Raw genomic sequence first — 23,614 nt, forward strand, 5'->3', positions numbered from 1 at the left:
CAAGCGGAGGACCACGTCCGGTGACGAAACGGAGGACGACGCCTGTGTCAGACAACTCTCAGGTACCCGCCGACCTTGGCCGCGACCTCCTCGCCCGCTGGCGTGCCCGCACACCGGACGCCACCGCACCCCTCGACCCCCAGGTCAGTCCCATCCAGCTCGGCCTGCGGCTGTTCGAGGAGATCCACCCGGGCACGGCCGCGAACATCCTGCGCTTCGACGCCGAGGTCGGAGGCCCCGTCGACACGGACCGCCTCGCCGCCGCCCTGCGCACACTCGCCCGGCGGCACGCCGTGCTGCGCACCACCTTCCCCCAGGGGGACCGCACCGCCTGCGCCGTCACACCCGAAGCCGACGCCGCACCCGACCTGACCCTCACCGACCTCGGCCACCTCGGCGCCGACGCCGGCCGTGACCGGGCCCGCGCCGCCGCCGACACCCGCGCTGCCGACCCCGTGGACCTCGCCACCGGCCCGCTGTGGCGCGTCGCCGTCTGGACCTTCGCCGACGGCACCGCCCGCCTCCAGCTGCTCGCCCACCACATCGTGGCCGACGGCTGGTCCCTCGGAGTGTTCCTCGCCGAACTCGGCGCCCTGTACGCGGATTCGCCCCTCGGCCCGGCCACCCCGCTGCCCCCGGTCCCGGCGACCCCCGACCCGGCCGAACTCGCCGCCTGGCGAGACCGGCTCGCCGGCGCCCGCCCGCTGGCCCTGCCCACCGACCGGCCCCGACCGGGCACCCGCCGGTTCCGCTCCGACCACGTCGACATCTCCGTCGACGCCGAACTCCTGCGCCGCGTCGAGGTCTTGGCCGACAGCACCGGCATGACCGCCTTCATGGTGCTGCTCGCCGCCTTCCACCTCACCCTCGCGCGCACCGCGGGCCACGACGACATCACTGTCGGATCGCCCATCGCGACCCGCGAACGCCACCGCTCCCCGGGCGCCGTCGGCCCGCTGGCGACCATGCTCGCCCTGCGCACCGACACCACCACGGCCCGCACCGCCCGTGAGGTGCTGCACGCGGTCCGGGACACCTGCCTGGACGCGTACGGCGGCGCCCATGTGCCCTTCGAGACCGTGGCGGAACAGGTCGGGCAGCGCGGCACCTCCCTGTTCGACGTGCTGTTCGTGCTCCAGCCGCAACTGCCCGTGGTCCACCTGGGCGACCTGCCGGTCCGGCCGATGGTGATGGCGCCCACCACCATCCGTAACGACTGCGAGCTCTACCTCTGGCAGGGCGAGGACGGCATCACCGGCTTCCTCGGCTACGACACCGACCTGTTCTCGGCCGACACCGCGGACCTCCTCGCCAGCCGCTTCCACACAGCTCTCACCGCGCTTGTTGATGCTCCTGACCGTGAGTTGGCCGAGTTGGATGTGCGGTCGGTGGGGGAGCGGGAGCGTGTTGGTGTGCTGTCGGTGGGGGCGGCGGTGTCGGGTGTGGTGGCCGGTCGGGTGGAGGGAGTCTTCGAGGCGGTTGTTGATGGGTTGAGCGGTGAGGGTGTGGCGGTTGTCGGTGTGGGTGGGGCGTTGTCGTATGGGGAGTTGGAGGAGCGGTCGAATCGTTTGGCCTGGGGTTTGCGGGGCTTGGGCATTGGCCGGGGTGATGTGGTGGGTGTGTTGCTGCCGCGGTCGGTTGATCTGGTGGTGGCGTTGTTGGGTGTGTTGAAGTCGGGTGCGGGTTATGTGCCGATGGATCCGGGTTATCCGGCTGAGCGTGTGGCGTTCATGGTTGAGGACTCCGGTGTGTCGTTGGTGCTCGATTCGGCCGGGGAGTTCCCTGACGGGGGCCGGGCTGACCGTGTTCCGGCGGTGGGTGGTCCTGATGATGTGGCGTATGTGATTTATACGTCGGGTTCGACGGGCCGGCCGAAGGGTGTGGTGATCGAGCACCGGCAGGTGGTGTCGATGCTGGCGTGGGCGGGCCGGGTGTTCTCCGGTGAGGTGCTGGCGGGGACGCTGGCGGCCACATCGGTCTCTTTCGACCTGTCGGTGTTCGAGATTTTCGCCCCGTTGTCGGTGGGCGGGGCGGTGTATGTCGTACCGGACAGTGCGCTGGACCTCATCGCCCATCCGGAGCGGTATGCCGGTGTGACGTTGGTGAACACCGTTCCCTCCGTGGCGCGGGAGTTGCTGGCGGCGAACGCGGTCCCTCCGCAGGCGCGGACGGTGAATCTGGCGGGTGAGCCCCTGGCGCCTGCGCTGGTGCGGGAGTTGTACGCACACCCGGTGATCGATGAGGTCAACAACCTGTACGGGCCGAGTGAGGACACCACCTACTCGACCCACGCCGTGACCGTTCCGGGCGACGTGCGGACAGCGATCGGTGTTCCGGTCGACGGCACAACCGCCCATGTCCTGGACGGCAATCTGCGGCCCGTGGTGCTGGGCGCGGTCGGTGAGTTGTATCTGGCCGGTGCCGGTGTGACGCGCGGCTATCACGCCCGTCCCGCTCTCACAGCCGAGCGCTATCTGCCCGACCCGTTCTCGGATCAGGGCGGGCGGATGTATCGCACAGGGGACCTGGTCCGGTGGCGTCCGGACGGTCAGTTGGACTATCTCGGCCGGGCCGACGGTCAGGTGAAGGTGCGCGGCCACCGGGTCGAGCTGGGCGAGGTGGAGGAAGCCCTGCGCAAGCACGACCAATTGGATGAGGCGGTGGTCGTCGCCCGCGAGGACGTATCCGGATCGCTGCGTCTGGTCGCGTACGTAGTACCGAACAAGCCGGGCGGTGCGGTTCCCGCCGAGCTGACCTCTCATGTCCGTGTCTGGCTGCCGGACTTCATGGTTCCTTCGGTCTTCGTCGGCCTGGAGGAGTTCCCGCTTCTCCCGAACGGGAAGATCGACCGCAACGCGCTTCCCGACCCGGATCCGAGTGCCGGTCACACCGCTTATCGGGCACCCGCCGGGCCGGCCGAGGAACTCGTCGCCGGAATATGGCGCGAGGTCCTGGACGTCACCGAAGTCGGCGCGGACGACGACTTCTTCGCTCTCGGCGGCCACTCCCTCCTCGCCACCCGTCTCACCCACCGACTCGGTGCCGCCCTCGGCACACACGTCCCGCTCCACCTCGTCTTCGAACACCCCACACTCACCGAACTCGCCACCCACCTGCCCCGCTCGGGCGACGGCCACCAGTCCATCCCGACCGCGCCGCGCACCCCGAACTCCGACGGCACCATCACTCTCCCCGCCACCTCCGGCCAGAAGCGCCTGTGGCTGCTGTGCGCGCTGGACCCACAGGCCAATCTCGCCTACACCCTCAACGGCGGGGCCCGGCTGTCCGGCCACCTCGATGCCCCGGCACTGGCACGGGCCATCGAGGAGGTCGCCCGCCGCCACGAGGTGCTGCGGACCACGCTGCGCGAAGAGAACGGCGAGATCGTCCAGGTCGTTCATCCGGTCTGGCACGGGGACCCGCTGCCGCCGACCGCGCAGGACGCGGCCCCGGCGGACGACGAGGCCGAACTTCTCGAGAACTGGCGCCGGTCCACGGTGGACCTCGCCGACGGCCCCCTGTTCCGCGCCCGGATCGTCCGCCGCACCGAGGACGCCCACCTGCTCCTGCTCTCCCTGCATCACACCATCGCCGACGGCTGGACGCTCACCCTCCTCCTCGACGAAATCGCCCACACATACACCGCACTTGTCGAAGACCACCCGCTCGCCCCGGCCCCTGCTCTCCAGTACGGCGACTTCGCGCACTCGCGGGCTGCCGTACCCGTATCCGAAGACGACACCGGGCTCGTCCACTGGCGTGAGCGGCTCGCGGGGGCGCACTCCCTGGACCTCCCGACCGACCATCCGCGTCCGGCCCGCCGTACCCACAACGGCGCGGCCATCCCCGTGGAGCTGAGCGCCGAAGCGGTCAGGCGGCTGGCGCGGAGTACCGGAACCACCCCGTTCGCCGTGGTCGCCACCGCGGTCACCGTCGTCCTCGGCGCCCTGTCGGGCAGCCACGACGTGACCATCGGCATCCCGACCAGCGGCCGTACCCACCCCGACACCGCGGAAATCCTCGGGTTCTTCACCAACACACTGCCGCTACGGCGGACCCTGGACCCGCAGGCCACCCTCGCGGCGACCCTGAGCGCCACCCACCATGCCCTGGTGGAAGCGCACCAGCACGCGGAGACACCGTTCGAGGAGATCGTCCGGCACGCGGCGCCCGCCCCTGACGGCCAGGCGCGCAGCCCGCTGTTCCAGACGATGCTCGCCCTCAACGAAACCCCGTCGCGGAACCTGCACCTGCCCGGTCTGACCGTCGCCCGGCTCGACATCCCGCCGGCCGGCACCCAGTTCGAGTTCTCGCTCCACCTGGAGCAGGGCGAGGACGCCATCACCGGCTACCTCACCTACAACACCGACCTCTACGCGGACACCACCGCGCGCCTCGTTCCCGAACGCCTTGCCACCGTCGTCTCCGCTCTGGCGGAGCATCCGGACTCTGTACTGGCCGAGTTGGATGTGCGGTCGGTGGGGGAGCGGGAGCGTGTTGGTGTGCTGTCGGTGGGGGCGGCGGTGTCGGGTGTGGTGGCCGGTCGGGTGGAGGGAGTCTTCGAGGCGGTTGTTGATGGGTTGAGCGGTGAGGGTGTGGCGGTTGTCGGTGTGGGTGGGGCGTTGTCGTATGGGGAGTTGGAGGAGCGGTCGAATCGTTTGGCGTGGGGTTTGCGGGGCTTGGGCATTGGCCGGGGTGATGTGGTGGGTGTGCTGTTGCCCCGGTCGGTTGATCTGGTGGTGGCGTTGTTGGGTGTGTTGAAGTCGGGTGCGGGTTATGTGCCGATGGATCCGGGTTATCCAGCTGAGCGTGTGGCGTTCATGGTTGAGGACTCCGGTGTGTCGTTGGTGCTCGATTCGGCCGGGGAGTTCCCTGACGGGGGTCGGGTTGACCGTGTTCCGGCGGTGGGTGGTCCTGATGATGTGGCGTATGTGATTTATACGTCGGGTTCGACGGGCCGGCCGAAGGGTGTGGTGATTGAGCACCGGCAGGTGGTGTCGATGCTGTCGTGGGCGGGCCGGGTGTTCTCCGGTGAGGTGCTTGCCGGCACGCTGGCCGCGACATCGGTGTCCTTCGATCTTTCGGTGTTCGAGATTTTCGCCCCGTTGTCGGTGGGCGGGGCGGTGTATGTCGTTCCGGACAGTGCGCTGGACCTCATCGCCCATCCGGAGCGGTATGCCGGTGTGACGTTGGTGAACACCGTTCCCTCCGTGGCGCGGGAGTTGCTGGCGGCGAACGCGGTCCCTCCGCAGGCGCGGACGGTGAATCTGGCGGGTGAGCCCCTGGCGCCTGCGCTGGTGCGGGAGTTGTACGCACACCCGGTGATCGATGAGGTCAACAACCTGTACGGGCCGAGTGAGGACACCACCTACTCGACCCACGCCGTGACCGTTCCGGGTGATGTGCGGACAGCGATCGGTGTTCCGGTCGACGGCACAACCGCCCATGTCCTGGACGAGGGTCTGCGGCCCGTGGTGCTGGGCGCGGTCGGTGAGTTGTATCTGGCCGGTGCCGGTGTGACGCGCGGCTATCACGCCCGTCCCGCTCTCACAGCCGAGCGCTATCTGCCCGACCCGTTCTCGGATCAGGGCGGGCGGATGTATCGCACAGGGGACCTGGTCCGGTGGCGTCCGGACGGTCAGTTGGACTATCTCGGCCGGGCGGACGGTCAGGTGAAGGTGCGCGGCCACCGGGTCGAGCTGGGCGAGGTGGAGGAAGTCCTCCGCAAGCACGACCAATTGAGCGAAGCCGTTGTCGTCGCCCGCGAGGACACAAGCGGATCCCTGCGGCTGGTCGCCTACGTCGTCCCCGACAAGCCCGGCGACGTCATCCCCGCCGAGCTGACCTCCCACATCCGCACCTGGCTGCCGGACTTCATGGTCCCCTCCGTCTTCGTCGGCCTCGACGAACTCCCCCTCCTCCCCAACGGAAAGACCGACCGCAACGCACTCCCCGACCCGGACCCGAGTGCTGGTCACACCGTCTACCGTCCCCCCACCGGGCCGGCCGAGGAGTTGGTGGCCCGTATCTGGGGTGAGCTGCTCGACGTCACCGATATCGGCGCGGACGACGACTTCTTCGCTCTCGGCGGCCACTCCCTCCTCGCCACCCGTCTCACCCACCGACTCGGTGCCGCCCTCGGCACACACGTCCCGCTCCACCTCGTCTTCGAACACCCCACACTCACCGAACTCGCCGCCCACCTGCCCGCCGACAAGGAGCAGCAGCCCGCGCCGGCGATCGGCCCGCTCGACCGGGCCCCGGACCCGGACGGGACTCTTGTCCTGCCGGCGTCGCTCGGCCAGGAGCGGCTCTGGGTGCTCTGCGCGCTGGACCCGCAGGCCAACCTCGCGTACCACATCAGGGGCGCCGTCCACATCGCCGGAACCCTGGACGAGCACGCGCTGACCACCGCCCTGCGTCACCTGGTGCTTCGCCACGAGGTCCTCCGCACCTCATTGCGGCAGATCGACGGCGAGGTTCGCCAGATCGTGAGTGCCGACCCCGAGGTGCCGCTGACCCGGATCACGACCACCGACTGGGAGGCGGTGATCGACGCGGAGACCGAGCGGGCCTTCGACCTCACCACCGGCCCCCTCTGGCACGTGACGCTCGTCCGCACCGGCCCCGAGCACCATGTTCTCGTCATCAGCCTGCACCATGCGATCTCCGACGGCTGGTCCCTGGATCTCGCCTTCCGGGAGGTCGCCGAGAACTACGGCACCCTCGTCGGTGCCCCCGACACCGAACCGCTCCCGCCCTCGTCCATTCAGTACGCCGAAGTAGCCACCTGGCAGCGCGATACGGCGCCGAAGGAAGTGGAGTTCTGGCGGGCCCATCTGGCGGGCGCCCCGTCCGCCGGCCTGCCCACCGACCGGCCACGCCCCCCGCAGCAGACCTACCGGGGTGACGCGGTACCCCTGGCACTTCCCCAGGAAGCGCTCGGCTCTGCGGCCCGAGCCGCGGGAACCACCTCGTTCACCGTCCTTGCGACCGCCCTGGCCATCGTCCTGGCCAAGCTCACCGACCGGTACGACGTGACCATCGGCATCCCCGTCGCCGGCCGCGACCACCCGGACACGGCGGAAGTCGTCGGCTACCTCGTCGACACCCTCCCGCTCCGTCTGCGGCCCGACCCCGACGGCACGCTCACCGAGGCCCTGCGAGCGACCCGCGAACTCGTGGACGACATCCGCGCCCACCCGCAGCTCCCACTGGAGGAACTGATCCGGGAGCTTCGCCCGCACCGCGACCGCAGCCCGCTGTTCCAGGTGCTTCTCGCGGTCAACGGAACCCCGCCCCGGTACGAGCTGGCCGGCCTGGACGTGAGCCCCGCGCCCGTTCCCTTCCGCACCACTCCCTACGACCTGGTCGTCCAGGCCGAGGAACGCGACGGCCGCGTCACCGGACACCTCGTCTTCAACACAGACCTGTTCGAACGGTCCACCGCCCTGCTCATCGCGGACCGGCTCGCCACCGTTATCGACGCGCTTGTTGATGCTCCTGACCGTGAGTTGGCCGAGTTGGATGTGCGGTCGGTGGGGGAGCGGGAGCGTGCGGATGCGCTTTCGGTGGGCGCGTCCGTGTCCGGTGTGGTGGGCAGCCGGGTCGAGCACATGGTGGAGGCGGTAGTTGATGGGTTGAGCGGTGAGGGTGTGGCGGTTGTCGGTGTGGGTGGGGCGTTGTCGTATGGGGAGTTGGAGGAGCGGTCGAATCGTTTGGCGTGGGGTTTGCGGGGCTTGGGCATTGGCCGGGGTGATGTGGTGGGTGTGCTGTTGCCCCGGTCGGTGGACCTCGTCGTGGCGTTGTTGGGTGTGTTGAAGTCGGGTGCGGGTTATGTGCCGATGGATCCGGGTTATCCAGCTGAGCGTGTGGCGTTCATGGTTGAGGACTCCGGTGTGTCGTTGGTGCTCGATTCGGCCGGGGAGTTCCCTGACGGGGGTCGGGTTGACCGTGTTCCGGCGGTGGGTGGTCCTGATGATGTGGCGTATGTGATTTATACGTCGGGTTCGACGGGCCGGCCGAAGGGTGTGGTGATTGAGCACCGGCAGGTGGTGTCGATGCTGTCGTGGGCGGGCCGGGTGTTCTCCGGTGAGGTGCTTGCCGGCACGCTGGCCGCGACATCGGTGTCCTTCGATCTTTCGGTGTTCGAGATTTTCGCCCCGTTGTCGGTGGGCGGGACGGTGTATGTCGTTCCGGACAGTGCGCTGGACCTCATCGCCCATCCGGAGCGGTATGCCGGTGTGACGTTGGTGAACACCGTTCCCTCCGTGGCGCGGGAGTTGCTGGCGGCGAACGCGGTCCCTCCGCAGGCGCGGACGGTGAATCTGGCGGGTGAGCCCCTGGCGCCTGCGCTGGTGCGGGAGTTGTACGCACACCCGGTGATCGATGAGGTCAACAACCTGTACGGGCCGAGTGAGGACACCACCTACTCGACCCACGCCGTGACCGTGCCGGGTGATGTGCGGACAGCGATCGGTGTTCCGGTCGACGGCACAACCGCCCATGTCCTGGACGGCGATCTGCGGCCCGTGGTGCTGGGCGCGGTCGGTGAGTTGTATCTGGCCGGTGCCGGTGTGACGCGCGGCTATCACGCCCGTCCCGCTCTCACAGCCGAGCGCTATCTGCCCGACCCGTTCTCGGATCAGGGCGGGCGGATGTATCGCACAGGGGACCTCGTGCGGTGGCGTCCGGACGGTCAGTTGGACTATCTCGGCCGGGCGGACGGTCAGGTGAAGGTACGTGGTCACCGGGTCGAGCTGGGCGAGGTGGAGGAAGTCCTCCGCAAGCACGACCAATTGAGCGAAGCCGTTGTCGTCGCCCGCGAGGACACAAGCGGATCCCTGCGGCTGGTCGCCTACGTCGTCCCCGACAAGCCCGGCGACGTCATCCCCGCCGAGCTGACCTCCCACATCCGCACCTGGCTGCCGGACTTCATGGTCCCCTCCGTCTTCGTCGGCCTCGACGAACTCCCCCTCCTCCCCAACGGGAAGACCGACCGCAACGCACTCCCCGACCCCGAACCCGGCACCGGCCGCACCGCCTACCGGGCACCTACCGGGCCGGCCGAGGAACTCGTCGCCGAAATATGGCGCGAGGTCCTGGACGTCACCGAAGTCGGCGCGGACGACGACTTCTTCGCTCTCGGCGGCCACTCCCTCCTCGCCACCCGCGTCATCAGTCGGCTTACGGCGCGCACCGGCAACGACGTACCGCTCAACCTCATCTTCGATCACCCCGTACTCGCCGAACTCGCCGGGCAGTTGCCCGATCCGGCGTCCTGGGCGGCCCCCGTCGAGATCCGGCGCATCCGGCGGGTCCGCGGACGGTCCGCCGCGGGGTGAAATCCGGCCCCTTCCCCTCTACGTACGCCCTGCTCCCCCCTCCCACCCTTCCGCTCCCTACTAGATCAGGAGAAAGCGATGAAGCAGGAAAAGACAACGCTCGAGGCCCCACCGGCGCCGGTCGCCGAGGCCGCTCCCGCGGCGAGGCCGGCCGCACCCGTGCCGGATCTGTCCACCGGCCCCCGGGCCACCGAGCCCGCCATGCTGGGCTTCGGGGGATTCCTGCTCGGCTCCATCTCGCTCGCCTTCTACCTGAAGGACGTCAGCATCCCGGCCAACTCCCTGGTGGCCTCGCTGCCCATCATGGTGTTCAGCAGCACCATCATGCTGCTGATGGCCTCGGTCTGGGCGATGCGCCTGGGTGACGGGATCTTCGCGGCCGTGTACGGGCTCTTCGGGACTTTCTGGCTGAGTTTCTCCATCCTCAGCCTCGCCCTGAACAACAACTGGATGGGCGAGTTCGAGAACATCGAACAGCGCCAGGCCACCGCCAACTTCGTTCTGGTGTGGGCCATCGTGATCATCCTGCTGACGCTGACGACCCTGCGACTGCCGCGGATCTTCACGTTCCTCTTCGTGGTCGTCTCCACGACCCTGCTCGTTCTGTACGGCTCGATCGAGCAGGCCATCGACCAGATGGTCAACAACCCCACCAAGCCGGACGACCCCTGGCTGATCTACGTCGGCATCACGACGATGTTCCTCTTCATCGTGCTCGGCATGTACATCTTCGCCGCCTTCATGCACCAGGCGACCGGCGCCAAGCGCCTTCCTCTGGGCAAGCCGCTGGTCAAGGGCCGCTGAGTACCGACGCACGCCCCCCCGACGTAACGCGTATGAACAGGAGGCACGATGACCGACTACCTGCCCCACGTCGCCACCGTCCCCTTTCCCATGCCGCGGCCGGAGGATCTGCCCGTCGACGCCCCGGCGATCGCGGCGGCGGTCCCCACCGCCCTCGCGGCGCCGGCCGCCCGGATGTCCGACCCGGCGAACCGGGCCGGACTCGCCCAGATGCTGGCCGCTGCCGTGGCCGCCCAGACCGAATTCGGCCCGGTGCCCAGCACCCTCGTCGGCGACGACCCGAAGGAGTCGCGGCCGAATCGGGACAACGACCTGGCGTTCGGCATAGAGCGGCACCACGGCGACCCGCTCGCCCTGTTCGTCGCGGCACTCCTCAACGCCCAACTCGGCATCCTGGAAATCGCCGAGGAACGGGGCACCGGCCTCGACCAGCCCTCATGGCACGACATGGTCGCGGGCTTCGACGTACTGCTGCGCTGGCCGGCCGATCCGACCCGGTTGCCTGAACCGCTGCCCGTGCCCGAGTGCGTACGTTCCGGGAAACCGGAACCTCTCGACGGGCTCCGCCGCTGGGTCCGCGGCCACCATGTGTTCATGGTGCTCGCGCAGGGCGGCACTCTCGCCGTGAACAGTCTGAGGGCGGCGGCCGGGGCCGGCGACGAGGAAACCGCCGCCGCGGCGGCCGGCGTGGCCTCCCGGGTCATGTGGGCCTGCCGGGCCGCTCTCCAGTTCGCCGGGGACGCCAGCCCGGACCAGTACCAGGCGGAGATCAGGCCCACTCTGATGCCGCCCGTCGCACCCCCGCAGATGAGCGGGCTGCGATGGCGGGACCACGAGGCCCTGGTTGCCGCGCTCACCGGGTCGAGCGATGCCTGGTCGTGGCTGGCAGAGCGCCGCCCCGGCCCGCTCGAAGACTTCCGGACCGCGCTCGACGCCACGTACGACGCGCACAAAGGCGTGTGCGGACACTTCGTCGGCAGACAGTCGCCGAGCCTGCTCGCGACCAGCCGGTCCCATCGTCCCGCGGTCGGTGTCATCGAGCAGTTCCACCGACTGCGGGCGGGCACCCTTCCCGACGCTCCGCTTCCTGACCACAGCTGAATTCCCAACCGCGACGGACTTCCCGACCACCACAGGTGTCGCGGACCACAACCACCAGTGACCGGTAGAGACGCATCCACATCCGAGAGGCAGGGCACTCATGACCGCAACAGCACCCACCCAGCACGGCGGGCCCATCGAGCTCGACATGGACGGCCTGTCCCGGATTCTCTTCGGGCATGCTGCCTTCCAGTACCTCAACGCCGCCTGCGAATTGGGTCTGCCGGACCTGGTCGCCGAGAAGCAGGAACTGACCCGGGAAGAGATCCGCGACGCGCTCAGTCTCGAGGACCGCGCCGTCGACATCCTCCTCCTCGGCTGCACCTCGCTGGGCATCCTCGTCAAGCAGGACGGCCTGTACCGACTGGCCGAGGTCGTCAAGGGCCTCATGGACGAGGGCGACTGGCAGCGCTTCAAGGACACCGTCGCCTTCGAGCAGTACATCGTGTACGAGGGCCAGCTCGACTTCACCGACTCGCTCCGCGAGAACCGCAACGTCGGCCTGCGCCGGGTCCGCGGCTCCGGCCGTGACCTGTACCACCGGCTCGCCGAGAACCCGCACATGGAGCAGGTCTTCTACCGCTACATGCGCTCCTGGTCCGAGCTGGCCAACAAGCACCTCGTCCAGGAACTCGACCTCTCCGGCCGCAAGCACCTGCTGGACTGCGGCGGTGGCGACGCGGTGAACGCCATCGCACTCGCCCAGGCCAACCCGGACCTCAAGGTCACCGTCTTCGAGATCCCGGCTTCCGGCACCATAGCCGAGAAGAAGATCGCCCAGGCGGGGGTCGGGAACCAGGTCTCCGTCATCACCGGTGACATGTTCGCCGACCCGCTGCCCACCGGCTGCGACGTGGTGATGTTCGCCCACCAGATGGTCATCTGGACACCGGACGAGAACACCGAACTGCTGCGCCGCGCCTACGACGCCCTGCCCGAAGGCGGTCAACTGGTCATCTTCAACTCCATGTCCAACGACGAGGGCGACGGTCCGGTCGTCGCCGCGCTCGACAGCGTCTACTTCGCCGCGCTGCCCGCCGAAGGCGGCATGATCTACTCCTGGGCAACGCACGAGCGGTCCCTGCGGGCCGCCGGGTTCAGCACCCTCAAGCGCATCCCGTTCCCGGGCTGGACCCCGCACGGCGTCATCGTCGCCACCAAGTAACCCACGTCCCTCGACAGCGGATCCCACCCGACGAACAAGGAGGTGACAGCGTGCTCCACCCACAACTCCGGGACGACGCCGCACGGATGCGCATGCTGCTCTACGGCCAGCTCGTGTCGAGGGCGGTGTGCACGGCGGTGGAGCTCGGCCTGCCGGAGGCCCTGGCCGGCGGCCGCCGCTCCGCCGAGGACCTCGCCGGAGAGGTGGCGGCCCACCCACTCGCCCTGCGCAGGCTGCTCCACGCACTCGTCCCCTTCGGCGTCTTCACCGAAGAGGCCGACGACACCTTCGCGCTGACCGGACTCGGCGCCACCCTGCTGCCGGACACCCCCGGTACGGCACGCCCCACCGCGCTGCTGCTCGGCGGCGAGGTCGGCCGGACCTGGGGCGAGTTCGGACACACCGCCCGGACCGGCGACTCGGCGTTCCGGCTGATCCACGACTGCGAACTCTTCGAGCACCTGGAGCGGCGGCCGGAGCGGCGCGAGGTCTTCGACCGATCGCAGGAGGCCGGGCTGCGCCTGGAACTCGACGAGATCTTCGAGGCGGTCACCTTCGACCGCTACCCCCGGATCGTGGACGTCGGCGGCGGCAACGGCCATCTGATGTGCGAACTGCTGCTCCGCACCCCGGGCAGCACCGGCGTCGTCGTGGACCTGCCCGGTACCGTCGCGCTCGCCGAGAAGCGGATCGTCGAGGCGAACCTCATCGACCGTTGCACCGCCACCGCTGGAGACTTCTTCAGCGCCGTGACTCCGGGAGCGGACCTCTACATTCTCAGCCATGTCCTGCACGACTGGGGTGACGACAGCGCGGTCTCCATCCTCCGTACCTGCGCCGCCGCGATGCCTCCGCACGGGCGGATCATGGTCATCGACCTGCTCACCGACGCCGACTCCGAGGAGGGCGGACGGCACCGGCTTCCCGCTCTGATGGACCTCTACATGCTCTCCCTCTTCGGCGCCTCCGGCGGTCGGGAGCGCACCGGTGGAGCGTTCACGGCGCTGCTCGCTGCCGCCGGGCTGGAGCCGGAGGAGACGCTGGTGCTGCCCAGCGGAATGGCCGTCATCACGGCCCGTCCGCTCGCCGCCTGAAAACGTCGACAACCGACAACCGACAACCGTCGTGTCCGGATTCGCCGGCTCCGCCCGCCACCGGGAAGGGTGATCTCCGTTCAGCATTCCGGTGCCGCCGACGTCCGGGCCCGCACGGTCCGGGCGTGGGTCCGGCGTGCCACGATCCGCCGCCCACCGGGTCCGAAAACCGCTCCTGAGCGGCCGTTGGCCGCTCAGCCGGGCGTATCGCCCTCTCGTCGCTGGATAGGCACTCCGACATGAGTCAAGACGCCACTTACTCCCCACCCGCGCGTGCCGGAAAACGCGAATGGACAGCCCTCGGCGTCCTCGCCCTGCCGGCGCTGCTCATCACCCTCGACAACACGGTGCTGCACCTGGCGGTTCCGCATCTCAGCGCGAGCATCGACCCCAGCGGTCTGCAACTGCTCTGGATCGTCGACATCTACAGCTTCCTCATCGCCGGCCTGCTGATCATCGCGGGTACGTTGGGCGACCGGATCGGCCGTCGTCGGCTGCTGTTGATCGGGGCGGCGGGCTTCGGACTGGCCTCACTGCTCACGGCGTTCTCCTCCAGCGCCGAAATGCTGATCGTCAGCCGGGCGTTGCTCGGTATCGCCGGGGCGACCCTGATGCCGTCCTCGATGTCGCTGATCCGCAACATGTTCGTGGACCCGCGGCAGCGGTCCGTCGCCTTCAGCGTCTGGATCGCCTGCTTCCTGGTGGGTGGAGCGATCGGTCCCATGGTCGGCGGTGCGATGCTGGAGCACTTCTGGTGGGGATCGGTCTTCCTGCTGAGCGTGCCCGCGATGGTGCTGCTGCTGATCGTGGGACCGGTGCTGCTGCCCGAGTACCGGGACCCGGACCCGGGCAGGATCGACCCCGCGAGCGTGCTGCTGCTGGTGGTCTCCCTGCTGGCGACGGTCTACGGACTCAAGGTGCTCGCCGGCGAAGGCGTCCAACCCCTGCCGGTGGTGCTGCTGCTCGCCGGACTCGGGCTGGCCGTGGTCTTCGCGTCGCGGCAGCGACGCATCAGCCATCCTCTGCTGGAACCCGGCCTGTTCCGCGAGCGCACTTTCGCCGTCTCCCTCGGTGCCATGGCCCTCGCCCTGTTCGTGATGTCGGGATCGCAGTTTTTCGTCGCGCAGTATCTCCAGATGGTCGTGGGGCTGTCCCCGCTGGAGACGGGTCTGTCCTCACTGCCAGGGAGCATCGGCGGTGTGGTGGGCGCCCTGATGGCACCGCTGGCGCTGCGATGGATGCGTTCCGCGTACGTGATGACGGCGGGCCTCGCCATCGCCTTCGTCGGCTTCGCCGTGCTGACCCAGGTCCAAACGGAGAACGGACTGATCCCGGTGATGGTCGCACTGGGGCTGCTCAACTTCGGTGTGGCACCGACCATCGCGCTCGGCACCGACATGATGATCGCGTCCGCTCCGCCGGAGAAGGCCGGAGCCGTCTCCGCGATCTCCGAGACCTGTCACGAACTCGGTCTGGGTATGGGCATCGCGATCCTCGGCAGCGTCGGGACCGCCGTGTACCGCGGCGAGGTCTCCGACACCCTGCCCGCCAATCTGCCCGCCGACGCGGCCTCACGCGTCCAGGACACCATCGGCTCAGCCGTGTACGAGGCCGGACGGCTGCCCGGCGAGATGGGCACGGCTGTCCTCGACGCCGCCCGAGCGGCCTTCACCGACGGTCTGTTCTACGTCAGCGTGATCTGTACGGTTGTCACGCTGCTGACCGTGTTCGCGGTCGCGGTACTGCTGGGTCCGCTGCCGACGGGCGACGCCGGCGACGGTGGTGGGACCGGCGGCGGTGAGAGTGGTGACGCCGGTGCGAGCGGTGACGACACCGCCGAGGGCTCCGGTTCCGCCGAGTCCCTGGAGACCATCGACCTCCGAAAGCCCGACTACCACCGTCAGGCGACGGCGCCGGAGGACCGGGCGCACTGACCCTCCTCCCGATCTCCTCGGGCCCCGTGGGGTTTCCTTATTGGTTTGCCGCCGGTGAGCCGGTCGGATAGGAAGCTTGCATGTTGAGGGGTAAAGAGGTCGGGCTCAGGGCCCGTTACGAGGAAGACATCCCGATCCTGCGGGCCGAGCTCTACGACGACGTGGTCAACTCCGCACGGGCCGACGGACGGCCGTGGCGGCCCATGACGCCCGGCTCGAAGGACCCACGGCTCGTGGTGGACGACACCGAGGAAGGGCATGTCCCGTTCTCCGTCGTGGAGTTGGCCGGCGGCACGCTGATCGGCACCGCGACGCTGTGGCGCATCGACAACCACAACCGGTCGGCGCACATCGGGCTGGGACTGCTGCCGGCCGCCCGCGGCCAGGGCTACGGAACCGACGCGGTCGCGGTGCTGTGCCACTACGGATTCACCGTGCGCGGGCTGCACCGACTCCAGATCGAGACGCTGTCGGACAACACCGCGATGCTGCGCTCCGCCGAGCGCAACGGCTTCGTCCGCGAGGGCGTGCTGCGCTCCTCGGCCTGGGTGATGGGCGAGTTCCTCGACGACGTGTTGCTCGGTCTCCTCGCCCCGGACTGGACGCCGGACCCGCCCTAGGCCCGCTCGCCGAACCCGGTGGCCACGGCGGGAGTTGCTCCTGCCGTGCACCTCCACAGAGGCGGAAACAACTCCCGTCCACGGAGCCAACTTGACCCCTACATTCCACTTAAGTAGGGAGATCCAAGAATCGTTTCAATTCCAACGTCATGACATAAGATCCGATCGGCTGATGCCGGACCAGTCGGCGGATTGCCAAGATCCAACTGTGCTCCGTTCCAGTAAAATGCAAGGAGTCGCGTACATGTCTGAATTGAACCGCCGTGGGTTACTTACACGTGCCGCACTCGCCGGGGCCGGCCTGGTCGCGGCGGATGCCTTAGTAGGCGCTCGACCCGCGACCGCGGCGGGGAAGGGGAAGGCCAGCGGAGCATGCACTCCGGCGTTCGACTCCGTCACCGTGCAGCCCGGGGACTCCCGGTACGAAAGCTTCGTGCGCGCGCACAACACCCGGTTCTCCAACCGGCCCGACCAGGTGACCATCGCGACCACCTCGGCCCACGTCGCCGAGGCGCTCGGCAAGGCCGTCGCGGCCGGCCGACAGGTCTCCGTCCGCTCCGGGGGCCACTGCCTGGAGAACTTCACGACGTGGTCCGGGGTCAAGGACCTCATCGACCTCTCGCAGATGTCGGACGTCTACTTCGACGAGCGGCGCAAGGCCTTCGCCGTGGGTCCGGGCGCGATCGTGGCCCCGACGCAGAACACGCTCTTCAAGGGCTGGGGCGTCACCATTCCCTCCGCGGGCTGCTCGGAGGTGGGCCTCGGCGGGCACATACTCGGCGGTGGCTACAACTTCTACTCCCGCATCCACGGCATCGCCGTCGACCACCTCTACGCGGTCGAGGTCGTCGTGGTGGGTGCCGACGGACAGCCGCGCATCGTCGTGGCGACGCGCGAGGCCAACGACCCCAACCGTGACCTGTGGTGGGCACACACGGGCGGTGGCGGCGGCAACTTCGGTGTCGTCACCCGGTATTGGATGCGTACGCCCGGGGTGGACACCGCCGACCCGACCAAGCTCCTTCCCCGCGGCTCCGATCAGCGGACCCGTACGGTGCAGTGGTCGTGGGACACCCTGTCGCAGCAGTCGTTCACCACACTCATCCGCAACTACTGCCAGTGGTACGAGCGCAACAGCGCCCCCGGGGCGAAGGAGGTCCAGGTATGGGCCTCGTTCTCCGCCTCGCACGTGTCGGCCGGCGTGATCGGCCTGATGGCCGGTGTCTCGAAGTCGGTCGAGGGCGGCGAGGCCATGCTCGACGGGCTGTTCGACGCGGTCACCGCCGGTGCCGGCGTCACGGCCGCGACGGACTCCAGGTCCGAGCTGGCGTGGCTCGACCGGGACAACTGGTTCTGGGGTCCCCCCGGCCGCCAGAAGGACAAGACCTCGGATCTGAAAAAGAGTTACACCGATGAGCAGATAGCGACGATCTACCGCTATCTCCACGACGACTCGATCAGCAATCCCGGCGCACAGGTGAACCTGGCCGCCCTCGGCGGCAAGATCAACAGCGTGCGCGCCGACGCGACCGCCTATGTGCACCGCGACTCCATCCTCCGCACCTACTTCACCCCCGGTGTGTGGCGGGCGGAGTCGGACGACGCCGCGCACGTGGCCTGGGTGCGCAAGTGCTACCGGGACGTCTACAAGCGGACCGGCGGTGTTCCGGTGCCCGACGCGATCAACGCGGGTGCCTACATCAACTATCCGGACGTCGATCTCGCCGACCCGGAGTGGAACACCTCCAACACGCCGTGGCACGGGCTGTACTACGGCGCGAACTACGCGAAGCTTCAGCAGGTCAAGAGGACCTACGACCCGCGTGATGTGTTCCGCCACGCGCTGTCCATACGTCCCAACTGATTGAGCGTCAACACGGGGCACCCACCGACCGGTTCACCGACCGGTGGGTGGGTGCGCCGTGGCCGTACGCACCGGGAGTCCACTCCCGTGGGGAGAGATCCGGCGGGTGGGTGGCGGTCGTGCCCGGCCGAAGAGCGGAAACGGGCCAGGGTGGCCCGTGCCAGGACTCGGGAAAGCCGATAAGGCCGCCCCGTTCCAAGCCGCTGACCTGTGCTTTTCGGCTTGACCCGCTCGACCGGGGCCGATTCGGGCCGCCTTGACACCCAACACCGGTCGTGAGTTTGTTTACGCGTCATAGCAAGATTTCGATTACCCCGGGGGAAGCTCCCGGCCCCGTACTCGCACAGTGGCCCACCAGGGCCACTGTGGTGGTCCGGCCGGTCGAGCGACCGGGGTCAAGGTGTCGCAGACACGACAGGGAGATCGAGATGGCTGCCGAGATATCCGGCGTTGACGATGTCGCGAGTTTCTACGAAGGCCTCGGTCAGGTTCTCAACGCCGCCTGGGGTGAGAACCTGCACTACGGCTACTGGGAGGACGACACCGACGACAGCGCCGTCGCGGTCGCCACGGCCCGGCTGACCGACCTGCTGGTCACCCTGCTCGACCCCGCACCCGGCGCCGCGGTCCTCGACATCGGTTGCGGTGTGGGCAAACCCGCGCTTCAGCTCGTCGCGTCCAGGGACGTGCACGTCACCGGCATCGCCATCAGCGACGTCGAGGTGGAGCAGGCCGCCGAGCGCGCCGAGGAGGCGGGCCGGTCGGACGTGACCACCTTCCGGAACGCCGACGTGATGGAACTGCCCTTCGGCGACGGCTCGTTCGACGGCGCGTGGGCGGTCGAGTCCCTGCTCCACGTGCCGGACCGGGGCCGGGCGCTCGCCGAGACGGCCAGGGTGCTGCGCCCCGGCGGTCGGCTGGTGATCGCCGACACCGCCGAAATCCCGCCGGTGGGTCCCGACGGCCGCAAGGTGCTCAACGACATCTGCGCCTCCTACGGCGTGAGTTCGTTCGCCACCGCCGCCGAGTACCTCGAACTGCTGGCCGCCCACGGGTTCGTCGACGTCGAGGTGCGTGACATCAGCGACAAGGTGGTCCGGACAGGGGCGATCATGGCCGACGTCGTCGAGGCCCGGCGCGACGAACTGGCCAAGATCGACGGACCGGAACCGGTCGACCAGTACATCGACCTCATGCGCCGCGCGGCGGCCAACCCGGACATCGGGTACCTCGTGATCGTCGCGACGCTGGGCGCCGCGTCCGGCTCCTGACCCCGGCCCGTTGTGCGTGTGCTGCCCGACACCCCTCCGAGACGACGGGTGTCGGGCAGTCGCGGTCGCGGCCTCGGCGTCAATCGGTGCCGCGGCCGCCGGCTTCCTGCAGTTCCGTCGACGCCTCGTCGGTCTTGCCGGATTCCCCGGCCTCCCCGGTCTCATCGGTCCCGACGATCGCAGGCACCCCGCGCAGCCCCAGCGTCATGAACACGGTGAGCAGCGTCAGGACCCCGCAAATGACGCTCACCAGCACCAGCCCGTGGGTGAACGCCTCCCGTGCCACATTCAGCGACGCCGTACCCAGACTCTCCGGCAGACGGGAGATCTCGTCGACGGCGTTGCCGATGCTGTCCCGGATACTCGCGGCTGCCCCCTCGGGCAGTCCGGTGGGCAGGTCGCCGGAGACCTGATTGCTGTAGACCGCGCCACCGACGCTGCCGAGCACGGCGATGCCCAGCCCCAGGCCCAGTTCGTGAGAGGTGTCCGAGATGGCGGAGACCGCTCCGGCCTTCTCCGGCGGCGCGGAATTGATCATCATGTCGGTGCCGAGCACGACCGTGGGACTGACGCCGATGTTCAGCAGCCCCAGCGCGACCATCACCGTGGCCGGCCCGCTGTCGGCACCTGCCTGGGCCAGGACGACAAAGCCGACCGCGGCGATCGCGAGGCCCCCGGTCATCGCGTACGCCGCACGCATCCACCGCAGAGCCACCGGCGCGAGCAGCGACCCGGCCACGCCGCCGAGACTGCCCGGCAACGACGCCAGCCCGGCCTCCAGCGGCGACAGTCCCACCACCATCTGCAGGTACTGCGCGATGAAGAACTGCGATCCCGACATCACGAAGAGGGCGAGCCCCATCGCGCCGAGGGACGCGGAGAAGGTGCGCTCGCGGAACAGACCCATGTCGATCAGCGGGTGGGTGAGCCCGCGCTGTCGCAGAACGAAGAACACGCCGAGGGCGAGGCCGGCGATGAGGACCAGCGCGGGGACCACGGCGACGCCTTCGACGGCGAGCTTCTTGAGGCCGTAGACACTCGCGAGCAGGGAGAGCACAAGGAGGCCCATGCTCGCCAGGTCGATGGTGCCCGGCTTGGGGTCGCGGTACTCGGGCAGCAGCACGGGACCGAGGATCAGCAGGAGCACCATGGCCGGCACGCTCAGCAGGAAGACCGAGCCCCACCAGAAATGTTCCAGCATCACGCCACCGACGAGCGGGCCGATGGCGCCGCCCACCAGGAAGCACGTTATCCAGACGCTGAGGGCCACGGTCCGCTGCCGGGCGTCGTGGAACAGATTGCGTATCAGCGACATCGAGGAAGGCGTCAGGGTGGCCCCGGCTATGCCGAGGAGCGCACGGCTGACGATCAGCATCTCGGCACTGTTGGAGAACGCCGTCAGCAGCGAAGCGACACCGAAGCCCACCGCGCCGATCAACAGCAGCCGCCGGCGCCCGATCCGGTCGCCCAACGTACCCGCGATTATCAGCAGGCTGGCTATCAGAAAGCTGTAGATGTCGACGGCCCACAGCAGTTGCAGCCCGCTCGGGTTCAGGCTCGCGTTCAAGTGCGGTACGGCGAGGTGCAGCACCGTGTTGTCGAGAGTGATGAGCATGGCCGGCAGCGAGAGGACGGCAAGAGCCGTCCATTCGCGTCTTCCGGCGCGCGCGGGGGAAATGGCGGTCGTTTCTTGTTCAGTCATGGAGGAGAGCCCAGTCGGTGAGAGTGAACGTGCCTCCCGGCCGGGCAGGCCATCGTCGGGAGCCGACGATTCCCGGCCCGCGGGCGGCGTCGAAGGGCCGGGCACCGGTTGCGGTTCGGTGCCCGGCCAAGGAGCTGATCAGCTGGTCGGTGTTCTCGGATCTGAGCCGCTCGCCCGTACCGATGGCCCGCTCACGGGGCCGGGGTGGTGAACCGCTGCCGCTCGTCGCACCCCGGCCCCGTGAGCGGTGCCCGTCAGCGGTATCCGGTGGCGTCCGCCGGCTTGCCGGTCTCCTCGACCTCGACCAGATAACGCCAGCAGTCGGGGCGCGAACCGTCGAGATCGGTGAAGCCGTATTCCTGTGCGAGTTGCCCGCTGGACACCGACTGGCCGTTCCGGCGCGCGATGTCGGCGTCGCCCGCCAGCGCGGCGACCGCGCGTCCTACGTAAGCCGTACTCTCCGAGATGCAGAAGTGCGGCACCTCGGTCAGCGCGTCGCGCCAGGTGTCCTCGGTGACGCCGAGCGTCTCGAGCATCATCTCCGAACGCATCCAGCCGGGGCTGAGCGCCACCGCCGTCCCGCCGTGCGACTTCAGCTCGTGTGCGAGCACGAACGCCATGCGCAGCACGCTGTTCTTGACCAGGTCGTAGAAGTACGAGTTGCGGTAGCGCGTTCCGTTGTACGCGGACGTCCCGTCGGTCATCTCGATCACGAGCCCGCCCGGCCGGCGCACGAGCAGCGGCAACACGAAGTGGCTGGTGATCGCGTGGGTCTCCACGCCCAGCCGCATCAGCCGCAGTCCGTTGTCGAGGTCGTGTTCCCACACCGGCTTGTCGAACTCGAACAGCCGCTCACCGCCCCAGACATCGTTGACCAGCACATCGAGCCGTCCCTGCTCGGCGTCGATGCGCTCGGCCAGCGCACGGACCTGCTCGGGCACCAAGTGGTCGGTCGGCACCGCGATGCCGGTCCCGCCCGCCGCGGTGACCAGGTCAGCGGTGTCCTCGATCGTCTCGGACCGGTTGTACTCCGAGCGCCGTTCCCGAGTGGTGCGGCCGGTGACGTAGACCGTCGCACCCGCCGCGCCGAGCTGGACGGCGATGGCGCGCCCGGCTCCCCGCGTCGCGCCCGCGACCAGCGCGATCTTTCCGCCCAGGTCTGGTGCCGATGTGTCGGGCATGAGTGTCATTGCGTTCCTTATCTATCTGCCTGGCCTGGCCCACGTCAGTCATCGACGCCGACCGGTGACACCATGATCGCCCCCAAACCAGACACCTTGTGTCGTACTTCCCGGCGTTCTGCGCGGGCGCGACCAAAGACCGGGCCACCGGGTCACCACCTGGATTTCCGGCGGGCCGAGCCGGATAACCTGGCGAGATGCTGACCGAAGTCATCGCGACCCGCTACGTCACGCCCTTGCGTGAGGGCGGCTCGCTCCCCGGCATCGTCGAGGCCGACGATCTCGGTACGTACGTCATGAAATTCACCGGCGCGGGTCAGGGCCGCAAGACGCTCGTCGCGGAGGTCATCTGCGGGCAGTTGGGGCGGCGGCTCGGCCTGCGGGTGCCGGAGCTGGTCACCATGCAGCTCGACCCCGTCATCGGTCTCGGGGAGCCCGACCAGGAGGTGCAGGAGCTGCTGAAGGCGAGCGGCGGGCTGAACCTCGGAATGGACTTCCTGCCCGGATCGCTGGGCTTCGACCCGCTCGCCTACGAGGTGGGTCCCGCCGAGGCCGGCCGGATCGTGTGGTTCGACGCGCTCATCAACAACGTCGACCGGTCCTGGCGCAACCCCAACATGCTCGTCTGGCACGGGGATCTGTGGCTCATCGACCACGGCGCCACCATGATCTGGCAGCACAACTGGCCGGGCGCCCAGGCTTCGGCGGCCAAGCCGTACGACGCCTCCGACCACGTCCTCGCACCGTTCCGCCCCGACATCGCCTCGGCCGCCGAGGAACTCGCGCCGCTGGTCACCGAGGAACTGCTGACCGAGGTCGCCGCCGACGTGCCGGACGAATGGCTCGTGGACGAGCCCGGGTTCGACTCCACCGACGCGCTGCGCCGCGCCTACGTGGCCGCCCTGCTGCCGCGCGCCGCGACCATCCACGAACGCCTCACGTTCGACACGCCGGTCAAGGAGCGCCCCTCACAGGCCCCCGGCTGGCTGACCGATCATCCGACCCCCTGGCCGCATCCCACGAAGAAGAGCGGAGGCGAGGGCCGATGAACCGACGCGATGTGTTCGAGTACGCGCCGCTGCGTGTGGTGCCGAGGGTCGAGCGCGGTGAGTTCATCAACGCGGGCGTGCTGGTCTACTGCCGCGCCAGGTCGTTCGTGGCCGCCCGTACGCACCTGGACGAGTCACGGCTCGAGGCGCTGGCGCCGGACGCCGATGTGGCGGGGGTACGGGCCGCGCTGCGCGCCGTCGAGGGCGTCTGCGCGGGCGGCGACCCCGCCGGACAGGCGGCGCGCGACGACGCGGGCAGGCGGTTCCGCTGGCTGATCGCGCCTCGCTCGACGGTCGTCCAGCCCGGTCCCGTACACACGGGGCTGACGCTCGACCCGGCGGCCGAGGTCGAGCGGCTGCTCGACCTGCTGGTGCGGTAGGTGCCGGGGGCGGTGAACGTCCGCGGGCGGACGTTCACGGTGTGACATACGTTCGGCCGCCCCGTGGGCCGTTGACACCGGGTGTCAGGGCTTCTAGCGTCACGG

Annotated in this window: 13 protein-coding genes; 11 read left to right on the top strand and 2 right to left on the bottom strand. The window is 69.0% G+C overall.

The genetic code is table 11. The features are described 5' to 3' along the window. Positions 1-44 precede the first annotated feature (44 nt). The 9 genes from ACFWHU_RS20465 (at position 45) to ACFWHU_RS20505 (ending at position 19,197) form a co-directional block, all read left to right on the top strand. The gene (locus tag ACFWHU_RS20465) at positions 45-9,344 is read left to right on the top strand and encodes an amino acid adenylation domain-containing protein (protein WP_387226136.1); all 9,300 of its coding nucleotides are present in this window, start codon (positions 45-47) and stop codon (positions 9,342-9,344) included. Between the two features lie 78 nt (positions 9,345-9,422). Beyond that, a complete protein-coding gene (locus ACFWHU_RS20470) occupies positions 9,423-10,148 on the top strand; it encodes a GPR1/FUN34/YaaH family transporter (protein ID WP_385803181.1) in 726 nt (241 codons plus the stop codon). A 48-nt stretch (positions 10,149-10,196) separates the two neighbouring features. After that, the gene (locus tag ACFWHU_RS20475; RefSeq protein WP_387226138.1) at positions 10,197-11,249 is read left to right on the top strand and encodes a hypothetical protein; all 1,053 of its coding nucleotides are present in this window, start codon (positions 10,197-10,199) and stop codon (positions 11,247-11,249) included. A gap of 100 nt (positions 11,250-11,349) precedes the next feature. Then, on the top strand, positions 11,350-12,414 hold the full coding sequence (locus ACFWHU_RS20480) for a methyltransferase (protein WP_385803185.1): 1,065 nt from the start codon (positions 11,350-11,352) through the stop codon (positions 12,412-12,414). Positions 12,415-12,464: 50 nt separating this feature from the next. Further along, on the top strand, positions 12,465-13,508 hold the full coding sequence (locus ACFWHU_RS20485) for a methyltransferase (RefSeq protein WP_387226142.1): 1,044 nt from the start codon (positions 12,465-12,467) through the stop codon (positions 13,506-13,508). Between the two features lie 239 nt (positions 13,509-13,747). Continuing rightward, positions 13,748-15,442, top strand: a complete 1,695-nt coding sequence (locus ACFWHU_RS20490) for an MFS transporter (protein WP_385803189.1) — start codon at positions 13,748-13,750, stop codon at positions 15,440-15,442. An 80-nt stretch (positions 15,443-15,522) separates the two neighbouring features. Then, positions 15,523-16,062: a GNAT family N-acetyltransferase gene (locus tag ACFWHU_RS20495; protein WP_385803191.1), complete on the top strand. Its 540-nt coding sequence runs from the start codon at positions 15,523-15,525 to the stop codon at positions 16,060-16,062. Between the two features lie 433 nt (positions 16,063-16,495). Beyond that, entirely contained in the window at positions 16,496-17,926 is a 1,431-nt protein-coding gene (locus tag ACFWHU_RS20500; RefSeq protein WP_385803193.1) for an FAD-binding oxidoreductase, read from the top strand. Positions 17,927-18,354: 428 nt separating this feature from the next. After that, complete coding sequence (locus tag ACFWHU_RS20505; RefSeq protein ID WP_385803195.1) at positions 18,355-19,197, top strand: methyltransferase domain-containing protein; 843 nt, start codon at positions 18,355-18,357, stop codon at positions 19,195-19,197. A gap of 79 nt (positions 19,198-19,276) precedes the next feature. Here the strand turns inward: ACFWHU_RS20505 and ACFWHU_RS20510 are convergent, their stop codons facing one another. After that, complete coding sequence (locus ACFWHU_RS20510; protein WP_385803197.1) at positions 19,277-20,899, bottom strand: MFS transporter; 1,623 nt, start codon at positions 20,897-20,899, stop codon at positions 19,277-19,279. A gap of 254 nt (positions 20,900-21,153) precedes the next feature. After that, positions 21,154-22,089, bottom strand: a complete 936-nt coding sequence (locus ACFWHU_RS20515; RefSeq protein ID WP_385803199.1) for an SDR family oxidoreductase — start codon at positions 22,087-22,089, stop codon at positions 21,154-21,156. 188 nt (positions 22,090-22,277) lie between these two features. On the opposite strand from ACFWHU_RS20515, the gene ACFWHU_RS20520 reads away from it, so the two are divergent. After that, positions 22,278-23,129: a HipA family kinase gene (locus tag ACFWHU_RS20520; RefSeq protein ID WP_387226146.1), complete on the top strand. Its 852-nt coding sequence runs from the start codon at positions 22,278-22,280 to the stop codon at positions 23,127-23,129. Continuing rightward, positions 23,126-23,509, top strand: a complete 384-nt coding sequence (locus tag ACFWHU_RS20525; RefSeq protein WP_385803203.1) for a DUF3037 domain-containing protein — start codon at positions 23,126-23,128, stop codon at positions 23,507-23,509. Before ACFWHU_RS20520 ends, ACFWHU_RS20525 begins: the two co-directional genes overlap by 4 nt. Positions 23,510-23,614: the final 105 nt, after the last annotated feature.

The sequence above is a fragment of the Streptomyces sp. NPDC060366 genome (genome assembly GCF_042725135.1).
Lineage (GTDB): Bacteria > Actinomycetota > Actinomycetes > Streptomycetales > Streptomycetaceae > Streptomyces.